The sequence below is a fragment of the Halobacillus sp. ABH2_015 genome, from assembly GCF_056158945.1.
The window spans coordinates 367,567-381,091 of the sequence record NZ_JBSWUG010000002.1; the positions used below are offsets into that span (position 1 = coordinate 367,567).

Annotated in this window: 13 protein-coding genes; 11 read left to right on the forward strand and 2 right to left on the reverse strand. The window is 52.4% G+C overall.

The window, feature by feature from the left end; translation table 11 throughout:
* Genes purQ through purD form a run of 7 tightly spaced genes read left to right on the forward strand, consistent with a single transcriptional unit; the run spans position 1 to position 8,707 of the window.
* Positions 1-684: a phosphoribosylformylglycinamidine synthase subunit PurQ gene (gene purQ / locus ACXAD6_RS01890; RefSeq protein ID WP_474967394.1), complete on the forward strand. Its 684-nt coding sequence runs from the start codon at positions 1-3 to the stop codon at positions 682-684.
* Positions 668-2,893 carry a phosphoribosylformylglycinamidine synthase subunit PurL gene (purL, locus tag ACXAD6_RS01895; protein ID WP_474967395.1) on the forward strand — a complete coding sequence of 742 codons (2,226 nt, stop codon included), beginning with the start codon at positions 668-670 and terminating at the stop codon, positions 2,891-2,893. The genes purQ and purL overlap by 17 nt, the downstream gene beginning before the upstream one ends.
* Entirely contained in the window at positions 2,869-4,281 is a 1,413-nt protein-coding gene (gene purF / locus ACXAD6_RS01900) for an amidophosphoribosyltransferase (protein ID WP_474967396.1), read from the forward strand. The genes purL and purF overlap by 25 nt, the downstream gene beginning before the upstream one ends.
* Positions 4,282-4,293: 12 nt before the next feature.
* Entirely contained in the window at positions 4,294-5,298 is a 1,005-nt protein-coding gene (gene purM / locus ACXAD6_RS01905) for a phosphoribosylformylglycinamidine cyclo-ligase (RefSeq protein ID WP_474967397.1), read from the forward strand.
* Entirely contained in the window at positions 5,295-5,873 is a 579-nt protein-coding gene (purN, locus tag ACXAD6_RS01910) for a phosphoribosylglycinamide formyltransferase (protein WP_474967398.1), read from the forward strand. The genes purM and purN overlap by 4 nt, the downstream gene beginning before the upstream one ends.
* Positions 5,870-7,402: a bifunctional phosphoribosylaminoimidazolecarboxamide formyltransferase/IMP cyclohydrolase gene (gene purH / locus ACXAD6_RS01915; protein WP_474967399.1), complete on the forward strand. Its 1,533-nt coding sequence runs from the start codon at positions 5,870-5,872 to the stop codon at positions 7,400-7,402. Before purN ends, purH begins: the two co-directional genes overlap by 4 nt.
* A 21-nt stretch (positions 7,403-7,423) precedes the next feature.
* Positions 7,424-8,707 carry a phosphoribosylamine--glycine ligase gene (gene purD / locus ACXAD6_RS01920; protein ID WP_474967400.1) on the forward strand — a complete coding sequence of 428 codons (1,284 nt, stop codon included), beginning with the start codon at positions 7,424-7,426 and terminating at the stop codon, positions 8,705-8,707.
* Here purD and ACXAD6_RS01925 read toward each other — a convergent pair.
* Complete coding sequence (locus tag ACXAD6_RS01925; protein WP_156896492.1) at positions 8,666-8,782, reverse strand: EYxxD motif small membrane protein; 117 nt, start codon at positions 8,780-8,782, stop codon at positions 8,666-8,668. The two genes, purD and ACXAD6_RS01925, sit on opposite strands and share 42 nt — an antisense overlap.
* 142 nt (positions 8,783-8,924) lie before the next feature.
* Positions 8,925-9,179: a YgaP family membrane protein gene (locus tag ACXAD6_RS01930; protein WP_474967401.1), complete on the reverse strand. Its 255-nt coding sequence runs from the start codon at positions 9,177-9,179 to the stop codon at positions 8,925-8,927.
* A 74-nt stretch (positions 9,180-9,253) separates the two neighbouring features.
* On the opposite strand from ACXAD6_RS01930, the gene ACXAD6_RS01935 reads away from it, so the two are divergent.
* The 4 genes from ACXAD6_RS01935 to ACXAD6_RS01950 all read left to right on the forward strand — a co-directional run bounded on the left by ACXAD6_RS01935 (position 9,254) and on the right by ACXAD6_RS01950 (position 13,515).
* The gene (locus ACXAD6_RS01935) at positions 9,254-10,999 is read left to right on the forward strand and encodes an adenine deaminase C-terminal domain-containing protein (protein WP_474967402.1); all 1,746 of its coding nucleotides are present in this window, start codon (positions 9,254-9,256) and stop codon (positions 10,997-10,999) included.
* A 34-nt stretch (positions 11,000-11,033) separates the two neighbouring features.
* Complete coding sequence (locus ACXAD6_RS01940; protein ID WP_474967403.1) at positions 11,034-12,014, forward strand: DUF3048 domain-containing protein; 981 nt, start codon at positions 11,034-11,036, stop codon at positions 12,012-12,014.
* Positions 12,015-12,026: 12 nt separating this feature from the next.
* Entirely contained in the window at positions 12,027-12,329 is a 303-nt protein-coding gene (locus ACXAD6_RS01945; protein WP_027955730.1) for a YerC/YecD family TrpR-related protein, read from the forward strand.
* Between the two features lie 595 nt (positions 12,330-12,924).
* Positions 12,925-13,515: a YitT family protein gene (locus ACXAD6_RS01950; RefSeq protein WP_474970342.1), complete on the forward strand. Its 591-nt coding sequence runs from the start codon at positions 12,925-12,927 to the stop codon at positions 13,513-13,515.
* Positions 13,516-13,525: the final 10 nt, after the last annotated feature.

Sequence of the window (13,525 nt, forward strand, 5' to 3'; positions counted from 1 at the left end):
GTGAAATGTGCCGTCGTCGTCTTTCCAGGATCGAACTGTGACCGTGATATGTACCATGCCGTCAAAGATGAACTTGGTGCAGACGCAGATCTTGTCTGGTATCAGGAAGCGAATCTAGCAGACTATGATGCTGTGTTTCTGCCGGGTGGCTTTTCTTACGGAGATTACCTGCGTTCAGGAGCGATTGCAGCGACTTCTCCCATCGTTGAGCAGATCCGTGCTGCCGCAGAAGCCGGGAAACCGGTGCTTGGCGTATGCAACGGGTTTCAAATTTTATTGGAAACCGGCCTGCTGCCGGGGGCGATGCTGCCGAACGAAAAACTGAAGTTCATGTGTCATACCGAAACGCTGATCGTAGAGAATGCTGATACACCGTTTACGCAGTCGTATAAAGAGAAGGAAGAAATCCAGATTCCCATTGCCCATGGAGACGGCAATTACTTTTGTGACCAGTCAACGCTTGAGCGTCTTCGTAAGAACAAGCAGGTGGTTTTCACTTATCAGACGAACCCGAACGGATCAGCCGGTGATATTGCCGGTATCGTCAATGAGAGAGGCAATGTCCTCGGTATGATGCCGCACCCGGAGCGGGCGGTCGATGCCCTGCTCGGCACTGATGACGGCCTTCGGCTTTTTCAATCGATTTTGACCTATTGGAGGGAACATTATGCCATCAACGCTTGAGATCAGTCCGGAAATGATTGAACAGAACCGTTTATATGCAGACATGGGTCTGACGGATGACGAATACACCTCAGTGGTGAACATTCTCGGCCGCCGTCCGAACTATACAGAAATCGGCTTGTTTTCGGTCATGTGGTCGGAGCACTGCAGCTACAAAAACTCAAAGCCACTGCTGAAGAAGTTTCCGACAGAAGGTTCCCATGTCCTTCAAGGCCCCGGGGAAGGAGCCGGAATCATCGATATCGGAGATGACCAGGCGGTGGTATTCAAGATCGAAAGCCACAACCACCCGTCTGCTGTTGAACCGTATCAGGGGGCAGCGACAGGGGTCGGTGGTATTCTGCGTGATGTATTTTCCATGGGCGCCCGTCCTGTAGCGTTACTGAATTCTCTCCGGTTTGGATCGCTTGAGCGTCCACGGGTGAAATATTTGTTTGAAGAAGTCGTACGCGGCATCGCCGGCTACGGCAACTGTGTCGGTGTGCCGACAGTGGGCGGGGAAGTCCAGTTTGATGATGCCTACAACGGCAATCCGCTCGTCAATGCGATGTGTGTCGGGTTGATTGATCATAAGGATATCCAAAAAGGGATTGCAGCCGGTATCGGAAATACGGTCATGTATGTCGGGGCTAAAACCGGCCGGGACGGGATCCACGGAGCGACCTTCGCTTCTGAAGAATTATCGGAAGAGTCTGAAGAGAAGCGTCCATCGGTCCAGGTCGGCGATCCATTTATGGAAAAGCTGCTGATCGAAGCCTGTCTGGAGGTCATTCATCATGATGCCCTTGTCGGCATTCAGGATATGGGCGCCGCTGGTCTAACTTCCTCCGCCAGTGAGATGGCGAGTAAAGCGGGAACCGGCATGACGATGAATCTTGATCACATTCCCCAGCGTGAGGAGAACATGACGGCTTATGAGATGATGCTGTCGGAATCACAGGAGCGGATGCTTTTAGTGGTTGAGAAAGGCCGGGAAGAGGAAATTGCTGCTGTCTTCCGGAAGTATGATCTTGAAGCCGTTGCGGTCGGTGAAGTGACCGATACGAAGCGCTTCCGCCTTGAACATCACGGGGAAGTGGCTGCGGATGTTCCGGTGGATTCCCTTGCAGAGGATGCCCCGGTCTATCACCAGCCGTCCAAAGTACCGGAGTATTATGAAGAGTTTCAACGTATGGAAGATTACAAGCCGGCCGTGACGGAATATACGAAAACCCTGCTTGCCCTTCTGCAGCAGCCGACGATTGCAAGTAAAGAGTGGGTGTATGACCAGTACGACTACATGGTCCAGACGAACACAGTGGTCTCACCGGGTTCTGATGCCGCGGTACTTCGTGTGCGTGGAACGGACAAGGCGCTGGCCATGACGACGGATTGTAATTCCCGCTACATTTACCTCGACCCGGAAGTGGGCGGCCAGATTGCCGTGGCGGAAGCGGCACGTAATATTGTCTGCTCCGGCGGCCGTCCGCTTGGAATTACGGACGGTCTGAACTACGGATCTCCGGAAAACCCGGAAATTTTCTGGCAGATGGAAAAAAGCGTTGATGGAATGAGTGAAGCCTGCCGCACCCTCGGCACCCCGGTCATCAGCGGGAACGTCAGTCTTTACAACGAATCGTTCGGCGGACAGGCCATCTATCCGACGCCGGTTGTCGGCATGGTCGGTTTAATTGAAGATGTCCGCCATATCACACGTTCCCACGCGAAAGCCGCCGGCGACCTCATTTATGTGATCGGGGAAACGAAACCGGAATTCGGAGGAAGCGAGCTGCAGGGGTTGTTGGAAGGCCGGCATTTCGGAAAAGCACCGGAATTGGATTTAGAAGTCGAAGCGCAGCGTCAGAACCAGCTGCTGACAGCGATCCGCTCTGGTCTTGTCGAATCTGCTCATGACCTGTCCGAAGGTGGTCTGGCTGTAGCTCTTGCGGAAACGTTATTCGATCAGGAGTTTGGATGTGATGTCACGATCGAAGGGGATATCACGACAGCCCTTTTCTCAGAAACCCAGTCCCGTTTCCTTGTGACCATCCATCCGGAAAACAAAGACGCGTTTGAGAAGGCCGCACCTGGAGCGCAGCAGATTGGTACAGTGACGGATAATGGCATGTATACAGTGAAGCAGGAAGACGTTGTGATGGAGGAAAAGACATCTGTGCTGAAAACAGCTTGGAAAGGAGCTCTTTCATGCTTGGTGAAATCAAAGGCTTAAATGAAGAATGTGGGATTTTTGGTGTCTGGGGTCATCCGGATTCTGCCCAGCTGACGTACTATGGTCTCCACGCTCTGCAGCATCGCGGCCAGGAAGGCGCGGGCATTGTAACGACGGATGGCGGGCAGTTGAAGCTTGCCAAGGGACACGGGCTGATCAATGAAGTATTCTCTGAAAACCAGCTGGAAGATCTGCAGGGGCATGCGTCCATCGGTCACGTGCGCTATGCGACAGCGGGAGATGGGGGCTATGAAAATATTCAGCCGCTCCTGTTCCGTTCGCAGACCGGCGGACTTGCCCTTGCCCACAACGGCAACCTTGTGAATGCCCAGGCATTGAAAAACCAGCTCGAAGGACAGGGCAGCATCCTCCAGACGACGTCGGATACAGAAGTCGTCGCCCACCTGATCAAGCGGGCACGTCATCTGCCGTTGGAGCAGGCCATTACAGAAGCCCTTTCCATGATCAAGGGAGCGTATGCCTTTTTGTTAATGACCGAAGACCGGATGTTTGTGGCTAACGATCCACGCGGCCTCCGTCCCCTCAGCCTCGGCCATTTAGGGGGAAGCTGGGTGGTTTCTTCAGAAACGTGCGCCTTCGATATCGTCGGTGCGACGTATGAAAGGGAAATCGATCCTGGTGAAATGCTCGTCATTTCTGATGAGGGCATTGATTCCATTCGATTTTCAGCACCGATCCAGCGGACGCTCTGTTCGATGGAATATGTGTATTTTTCCCGTCCTGACAGCAATGTGGATGGAAAGAATGTCCACGCCTCCCGTAAACGGATGGGCAAAACACTGGCTGAAGAAGCGCCTGTGGATGCGGATGTCGTAACAGGCGTACCGGATTCCAGTATTTCCGCCGCAATCGGATATGCCGAGGCTTCAGGAATTCCTTATGAGCTCGGGCTCATCAAAAACCGTTACGTCGGCCGGACATTTATCCAGCCGTCCCAGGAGCTGAGAGAGCAGGGTGTGAAGATGAAGCTTTCCGCTGTCCGGGGGATCGTTGAAGGGAAAAAGGTCGTCATGGTCGATGATTCCATTGTGCGTGGAACGACCAGCCGGCGGATTGTGAAGATGCTGAAAGAAGCAGGGGCCGCAGAAGTCCACGTCAGAATTGCCTCCCCTCCGATCAAGAATCCGTGCTATTACGGAATCGACACATCCAACAGCGGAGAACTGATCGCCGCGAACCATTCTCTTCAGGAGATGGAAGAACAGATCGGTGCGGACAGCCTCGCCTTTTTATCGACGGAAGGCTTGAATGAGAGCATCTACCAGGGAGAGGAATCCTTGAGGCACGGCGGCTGCATGGCCTGCTTTACCGGGAACTACCCGACCGAAATCTATCCGAACACGATGCATCCATATGAGAAAGCGTAGGGAGGTATACAGATGAGTCAATCCTATAAACAGGCCGGTGTCGATGTTGAAGCCGGTTATGAAGCGGTGGAGCGGATGAAAAAGCATGTCAGCCGGACGATGCGCAAGGAAGTCATCGGCGGACTCGGAGCCTTCGCCGGGTTATTTGATATCAGCGGGATGTCCTACAATCATCCGGTGCTTGTCACAGGAACGGATGGGGTGGGGACGAAGCTCAAACTCGCCTTCCAACTCGATCGTCATGATACGATAGGGGTGGATGTCGTAGCGATGTGCGTCAATGATATTGCGGCGCAGGGAGCGGATCCGCTGCTCTTTCTCGATTATATTGCCTGTGGCAAAAATGACCCCGCCCGTATCGAACAAATCGTCAAAGGCATTGCAGACGGCTGTGAGCAATCAGGTGCTGCGCTTGTAGGTGGAGAAACGGCGGAAATGCCGGGCATGTACGACGCGGATGAATACGACCTGGCCGGCTTTGTCGTCGGTATGGCTGATAAGGACAAGCTGATTACAGGGGCGTCCGTTCAGGAAGGGGACGTCATCATCGGCCTGCCTTCCTCAGGCATCCACTCCAACGGCTTCTCGCTTGTGAGAAAACTCGTGGAAGAGCTTGATTTGGAGCAGGTGTATCCGGGGATGGCCCTGCCGCTCGGGGAAGTGCTGTTGACTCCGACTGTCATTTACGTCGATCCGGTCAAAAAACTTCGCGCAGCAGTCGATGTGAAAGGACTGGCCCACGTCACCGGCGGCGGCTTTTATGAAAATCTACCCCGCATGCTTCCGGAAGGTTTCGGAGCTGTTGTTGAGCAGGGCAGCTGGGACGTCCCGCCTGTGTTCCGTTTTTTACAGGAGCAGGGTTCCATCGCGGAAGAAGAGATGTATGGTGTCTTCAATATGGGCATTGGTATGGCAGCGGTCATCAGGGAAGAAGAGGTGGAACAAGCATTATCGGCCTGTCCTGAAGCCAAGGTCATTGGCCGCGTGACTAAAGGCCGGGGGGTGGAGCTGATATGAAGCAGCTGGCGATTTTTGCTTCTGGTACCGGCTCCAACTTTGATGCCATCGTGAAAGCCATTGAAGAAGGGAAGCTTGATGCCCGCGTCGCTCTGCTTGTGTGTGACCGGGTCGGGGCAGCGGTGATTGAAAAAGCCCAGCGTCATGAAATCGATACCGTCGTGTATACACCGAAGATGTTTCCGGATAAAGCCGCCTACGAAGAAGCGATTCTGCATGATTTGCGCTCAAGGCAGGTGGAATGGATTGTCCTTGCCGGTTATATGCGCCTGATCGGACCGACGCTGCTGGCCCCTTACGAAGGAAGGATAATGAACATACATCCGTCCCTTCTTCCGGCCTTTCCAGGAAAAGATGCGATCGGACAGGCGCTCGACAAACAGGTGAAAGTGACAGGCGTGACGGTTCATTTTGTCGACGACGGCATGGACACCGGCCCGATCATTGCCCAGGAGCCTGTCCCTATCTATGATGATGACAGCAGGGAAGACGTTCAGCGCCGCATCCAGACCGTAGAGCACCGCCTTTATCCAGAAGTCATCCAGTCTTTACTACCCAAGGAGGAATACAAATGAAAAAACGCGCCCTTTTAAGCGTATCCAATAAACAGGGATTAACAGACTTCGCCCGCCGTCTGAATGAGCTTGGTTATGAGCTCGTTTCCACAGGTGGGACAAAACGCACGATAGAAGAAGCGGGCATTCCGGTGCTTTCGATTTCTGAAGTGACCGATTTTCCGGAAATTATGGATGGCCGTGTCAAAACGCTGCATCCGTCTGTCCACGGTGGCCTTCTGGCTAAGCGTTCCAACAAAGAGCATATGGAGCAGCTGGATGAACTGAACATCCAGACCATTGATCTTGTGGCTGTAAACCTGTATCCATTCAAAGAAACAATCGCCAAAGAAGGTGTGACCGAAGCCGAAGCGGTTGAAAACGTCGATATCGGCGGTCCGACAATGCTGCGGGCAGCGGCGAAAAGCTTTGAAGATGTCGCGGTGGTCGTCGATCCATCTGATTATGAAACGGTCGTCGAAGGCCTTAATCAGGGAGAACTTTCTTATGAAGAACGCCGCCGTCTGGCAGCCAAGGTGTTCCGTCATACCGCGAATTATGACAGCATGATTGCTAAGTATTTCTCTGATTTGACGGAAGAGGCTTATCCGGAAACGTATACCGTTACATATGAAAAAGTCCAGTCCCTCCGTTACGGAGAAAATCCGCACCAGAGTGCTGCTTTTTATAAGAAGGCAGCCGTGGAGGGAACATCCCTCGCAGAAGCGGAGCAGCTGAACGGCAAGGAGCTTTCCTATAATAATATCCAGGATGCCAATGCGGCCCTTGAAGTCGTCCTTGAATTCAATGAGCCTGCAGCTGTCGCTGTGAAGCACATGAACCCGTGCGGCGTCGGTGTCGGTGAAAATCTGTATGAGGCCTATGGGAAAGCGTATGAAGGAGATCCCGTTTCCATCTTCGGAGGAATCGTCGCGCTGAACAGGGAAGTCGATGGAGAGACAGCCGCCAAGCTGAAGGAGATTTTCCTTGAAATCATCATCGCTCCATCCTTCAGCCAGGAAGCGCTCGACATTCTCACAAAGAAAAAGAACCTGCGTTTACTCAAGGTGGATATGAAGAAATCCGACCGCCCGTCCCATAAGCTGACGAGCGTGAACGGCGGTCTGCTTGTCCAGGATACGGATGAGGGGTCGCTGGATCAGGTGGAGTTGGAAGTGGCAACAGATCGTGCGCCGTCCCAGCAGGAAATGGAAGACTTGAAGCTTGGCTGGAAAGTCGTGAAGCACGTCAAATCCAACGCCATCATCGTAGCCAAAGGCGACCGCACGCTTGGCGTCGGGGCCGGTCAGATGAACCGGGTAGGTGCTGCGAAGATCGCTCTTGAGCAGGCGGGTGAAAAAGCAGAGGGAAGCATTCTTGCCTCCGACGCCTTTTTCCCGATGCCGGATACAGTGGAAACGGCGGCAGCGGCCGGTGTCACAGCCATCATCCAGCCGGGTGGATCGAAACGCGACCAGGATTCCATTGATGCCTGCAACAAGCACGGCATCGCCATGGTCTTTACGAAAATGCGTCACTTTAAGCATTAAATACAGAAAGGATGAAGGACGATGAACGTTTTAGTAATTGGACGCGGCGGCCGGGAGCACAGTCTGATCCAGAAACTTGCGGAAAGTGACCGGGTGGAGCGGTTATATGCGGCTCCCGGAAACGCGGGCATGACCGAACAGGCCGAGTGCATCACCATTGATGAAGGAAATCAGGAAGCGCTCGTGGCGTTTGCGAAGGAAAAGGATATTCGCCTGACGATTATCGGCCCGGAAGATCCGCTTGCCGCCGGTCTGGCTGATGCGTTCACAAAGGCCGGTCTTCCTGTGTTTGCCCCGAGCGGCCGTGCGGCCCTCATTGAAGGAAGCAAGCATTTTGCCAAGCAGCTTATGAAAAAATACAACATTCCGACAGCGGATTATGAAGCGTTCACCGATGCGGATAAGGCGAAAGCCTATATCGCTGAAAAAGGCGCGCCAATCGTCGTCAAAGCGGACGGCCTGGCCGCCGGCAAAGGGGTCGTTGTAGCAGAATCCGTCCAAGAAGCTGAGCAGGCCGTTGAAGAAATGCTCGGAGACGGCCGCTTCGGGGAAGCAGGCCGGGAAGTGGTTATTGAAGAGTTCCTGGCTGGAGATGAATTTTCCTTAATGGCCTTCGTTCGTGGAGGAAACGTTTATCCTATGGTTCCGGCAAGAGATCATAAGCGTGCCTTTGAAGGGGACCAAGGCCCAAATACCGGCGGGATGGGCGCATATGCTCCCGTTCCGGCACTGTCCAGGGCATCCTATGAGACAGCGCTTGAAACGATTGTCCGCCCAGCCGCCGAAGCGATGGTCGAGGAAGATCGATCCTTTACAGGGATTCTCTATGCCGGATTGATTGAAACGAAGGAAGGCCCGAAGGTCATCGAATTCAATGCCCGGTTCGGTGACCCGGAAACACAAGTGGTCCTGCCTCTGTTGGAAAACGACCTCGTCCAGGTCCTTCTTGACGTTCTTGACGGAAAGGATCCGGGACTTACCTGGAAAAAGCAGTTCTGTGCCGGTGTGGTGGTTGCTTCCAAAGGCTATCCGGGATCCTATGATAAGGGACGTCTCCTTCCAGAGCTGAAAACAGACAAGTCCGTGTTTTTTGTCCATGCCGGAACCGCCCTCGATGAAAAAGGATATGTATCAAACGGCGGCCGTGTTCTCCTTGCCGGCAGTCTCGGCGGGAATACCGAAGAAGCGCTGGACAAGGCCTACCGCTCTCTTCAAGTATTCGACACGTTTGATGACTTTTTCTACCGCCGGGATATCGGAAGGTCAACTCTTTTTTCTTCGGGAACGGAGAAACACCGCACCTAAAGCGGCAATCGTCCCGATGATCGTGAGAATGACGAAGCCGACATCGGTCACATATTCTAAAAAGTACACGTTCATTCATCCTTTATAAGTAAGAGCGGGGCATGTCCCCGCTCTTTTTATTATCCTGCAGGTTCCTCTTTCTGTTCGTCCTTCTTCTTTTTATAACGGCTGAAAAGATAGAGGAGTGGCAGAAACATCATCGATCATTCCCACCTTTTCAAGCGTCATCCGGCAGGTTCTGTGCCCAGGGTTCTTCTTTTCCGTCTGTCTCTACGGCTGCTGATTCGTATAAAGCAGTGAGAGGACAGAAACGTACGATGCCTTCCGCGATCTTCAAGGAAGCCATTATGATCAGCAGCGGATGGGAGGAAGATCCTTCCTTGCGCGCTCCGCGGATCGTCAAGTACGTCAGCATGCTGAAGCCTGCTGTGATCCGGATCATGCTGTTGATCAGGCCGATATTCGGTTTCATAACAGGTTCCTCCTTAGCAGATTGGAATATCCTGTGTTACGATAGAACATAATGAAATCAGGGAGGTACGCTCCATGAACGAAACACGCTTTCGCTGGCGCAACCGTCAGCTGCGGGAACATGCAGCTGTCATGGACGGGAAAGTGGCGCCGACGAAACTGATTACCCATACAACATACTTGAACGTGTATTTGAAACAGTGGATGACCGGTCACATCTGGATTTACGAAGACCGTATCATATATACGGGACAGGAGCTTCCTGCCCATACAGAAGGAACGGAAATGATTGATGGCAGGGACAGCTGGATCGTCCCGGGTTACATTGAACCGCATGCCCATCCATTCCAGTTATATAATCCCCAGAGCCTTGGAGAATATGCAGCCGCCACGGGAACGACAACGCTCATTAATGACAACTTGATGTGGCTTTTTTTAACGGACAAAGAGAAAGCGTTTTCTCTGCTCGAAGAATTTATGAATCTGCCTGCTTCGATGTACTGGTGGGCGCGCTTTGATCCTCAGTCCGTATTAAAGGATGAGGACAGAGAAGCGTTTGATGAGCAGATCGAATCGTGGATTGAGCATGACGCCGTCATTCAGGGCGGAGAGCTGACGGCCTGGCCGGATGTTTTGTATAACGGGGACGAGCAGATCCTCCACTGGATGCAGGAAACGAAGCGGGCCCGCAAGCCGCTTGAAGCCCACCTGCCCGGCGCATCAGAGAAAACACTGGTGAAGATGCGGCTGCTCGGCATGGATTCCGAGCACGAGTCGATGACGGCTGATGATGTGCTGAACCGCCTCGCCATCGGTTTCCAGACAGGACTGCGCTATTCTTCCATCCGTCCGGATCTGCCGGATATTCTGCAGGGACTTATGGAAAAAGGACATCAGCAGTTCGACCACATGATGTATACGACCGACGGATCTACCCCCGGTTTTTATCGTGAAGGACTGATCAATCAGTGTATTCAGATTGCTCTCGATGCCGGTGTTCCGGAAATTGATGCCTATATGATGGCGACATACAATTCCGCCCGTCACTTTACGATCGAAAACCGTGTCGGCAGCCTGAACGCCGGACGCGTCGCTCATTTGAACTTCTTATCAAGCCCGGATAATCCGACGCCCCATTCTGTTCTTGCTAAAGGTGAATGGGTGAAAAAGGATGGACAAGCTGTAGAAACGCCATCTCCTGTAGAATGGAAGAAAAACGGAATCGATAAGCTGAACCTGGACTGGGATCTCACCGAACAGGATCTGCAGTTTTCCATGCCGGTCGGTCTTGAAATGATCAATGACGTCATCATGAAACCTTATGCAGTGGATACGGATACAGGTGTGGAACGTCTGCCGGAGGATCACTCCGAAGGATTTCTCATGTTGATGGACCGTGAAGGTGAATGGAAGGTCAACACGTTGATCAAAGGGTTCACAACCTCACTCGGTGCCCTTGTCAGTTCATACAGCAGTACAGGCGATCTTGTTCTGACCGGAAAATCGAAAGCGGATATGAGGACGGCATTTGCCCGGATGAAAAAAATCGGGGGAGGCATCGTACTCGTCAACAAAGGGGAAGTCATCTTTGAGCTGGCTCTTCCGCTCGGAGGAGTCATGTCCGACAAGCCGATGAATACACTGATGGAAGAAGAAGAAACGTTGAAGAACCATTTGAAAGCCTATGGATTCGCCTTCTCCGATCCTGTTTATACGCTTTTATTCCTGTCTTCGACGCATCTTCCATTTATCCGGATCACACCACTTGGAATCATCGATGTGAAAAAGAAAGAGGTACTCTTTCCTTCAATAATGCGTTAAAATATAAGTGGGATGATCTAAAGGACGTGCATGTATGAAAAAGCTGCTGCTCATCGGTCTGCTTACCGCCGGTCTTATTGGCTGCCAATCAACAGGAGAGACTCCTGGAGAAAAAGCAGCAGAACCCCCTGATCCTGTCCCTGCCGGTGATGTTTTTCCATTAACGGGAGAACCCGGTGCAGGGGATAAATCCGGGCGTGTCCTCGGTGTGATGGTCAACAACCATCCGAAAGCACGGCCGCAGTCCGGGCTCAGTCAGGCAGACCTCGTCTATGAAGTCCTTGCTGAAGGGCAGATCACCCGTTTTCTCGCTTTGTTCCACAGTGATATTCCTGATACAATCGGGCCGGTACGCAGCGCCCGTCCCTATTATTTTGAGCTGGCCTATGGATATGACGCTCTTTACACTTATCACGGAGCTTCCCATTCCATATATCAGCAGCTTGCCGGCACCAGCATGGACGCTGTCGATGGTGCTGTTTATGACAACAATGGCTGGCTTTTCCGCCGTTCCGGTGACCGTCCTGCACCGCACAATTCCTACCTTTGGACAGAAGGACTGGATCGTGTGGTCGGTGAAAAAGGCTTAACCGAGGACGCCCCGCCGGAGGCTTTGTATTTTACAGATGAAAGTCCAAACGGTCGTCCGGTTGATGAGGTGGAAATCACCTATGGCAGCAGGACACAAGTCCGGTGGCAGTATTCCGATCATGGGTTTCTTCGATTCGACGACGGAGAACCGTCTGTGGATCGTTCGACGATGGAACAGATTTCTGCCGATAATGTATGGATGATAGAGGCCCGCCACGAAATCATCGATGAGGCCGGCCGCAGGGAGGTTGATTTGACCTCAGGCGGACGCGGTTTTCTTTTGCAGAAAGGGACGATGAAAGAAGTGGAGTGGCGGAATACAGATGGACGGCTGCTTCCTTATGAAGGGGAAGAGCAGGTGCCGTTCGTCCCGGGAAATACATGGATTAACATTATACCAGAATCCGCAACGGTTCAATTTTGAGGAGGAATCCGAATGCAAATCGATAAATTGCGCGGAAAAACGCTGGATCAGCTTTTTGAAGCGATTCTTTCACTACAGGATATTGAAGAGTGCTATGAATTTTTTGATGATCTGGCAACGATGAACGAGGTGCAGTCGCTGGCTCAGCGTCTGGAGGTCGCCCGCATGCTGAGAGACGGGTACACCTATCATAAAATTGAAACGGAAACCGGAGCTTCGACAGCGACGATTTCCCGTGTGAAGCGCTGTTTGAACTACGGCAACGACGCCTATACCAAAGCGCTCGACCGTGTCCACGAAAAGCGTACAGAATAGAGAAAAGACTGCCATAACGGCAGTCTTTATTTTTTTATGTGTGTGTCTGGTCACGTTCCGCTTATCGGTGGATGCTTGCCGCGGGCCCTGCCTCAGCTAACTTGGTCAGGAAAACCGCCTGTCCAAGTGGATCTTCGGCTCGTGCTGTTCCCGCAGGCGTCACCACCGAACGCTCCTCGTGACAGTCAAATAATGAGCGTGAAAGAGGGATGAACCTTAGGGCCATAGGATGAAAATCCCGATACCATCCCCACTGAATTCAAAAAGAAGGAGTAGGCAGACATCAATATTATAAGTGTGTTAATTAGGAAGAAATAGACATATGGATTTTCATACCGTGGTTTTCCTGAGAAGTTCATCTGCTGAAAGAATGGCTGGTGTCTGGTCACGTTCCGCTTGTCGGTGGATGCTTGCCGAGGGCCCGGCCTCAGCTGACTTGGTCAGGAAAACCGTCTGTCCAAGTAGATTTTCGGCTCGTGCTGTTCCCTTAGTCTTCACCACCGAACGCTTTTCCGTGACGGCGGTCTTTTTTTCGTCTTCTAAAAACACTCGACCCGCATAGAATGGGGTGAGGGGGGACGGGCCTGTGAAAGAGATGGTGAAGAAAGGGATCATGATCGTAGCCGGAAGCTTGATTCTTTCGCTCGGCATCAACTTTTTTCTTATTCCCGACCATGTCCTCGACGGTGGGATCATCGGCATCGGTATGATTGCCAATTACATATGGGGGATGAAGGTGGGGCTGACGATCATCTGCTTCAGCATCCCGATTTTCACTCTTGCCTGGTTTTATTTCCGCATGTACTTTTACAACAGTCTGCACGGCCTGTTGGTTTCCTCGTTTTCCATTGATGTGCTTCAGGGACTGCGTGCTTATCATCTGCCGCTCGACCCTGCCATCAGCTCGATCATCGGCGGGGCCCTTGTCGGCGGGGGGATCGGTTTGATGCTCCGGCACCATACGAGCACCGGCGGGACGGATCTTCTTGCTCAGATGATCGCTGACTGGATGAAGGTAAATGTCGGATTCGTTATTCTGGCCATCGATGCGGTCATCATCGGGGCGGGAGGGCTGCTGTTTTCGATGGAAACGCTGCTTCTTTCCGCCATTACGATTTTGAGTGTCGGTCTTGTTACGATGACGTTCACCTCTTCCCGTCTCCTTCCTGAACATCCTGCCTCTTAATTTAGTAAGG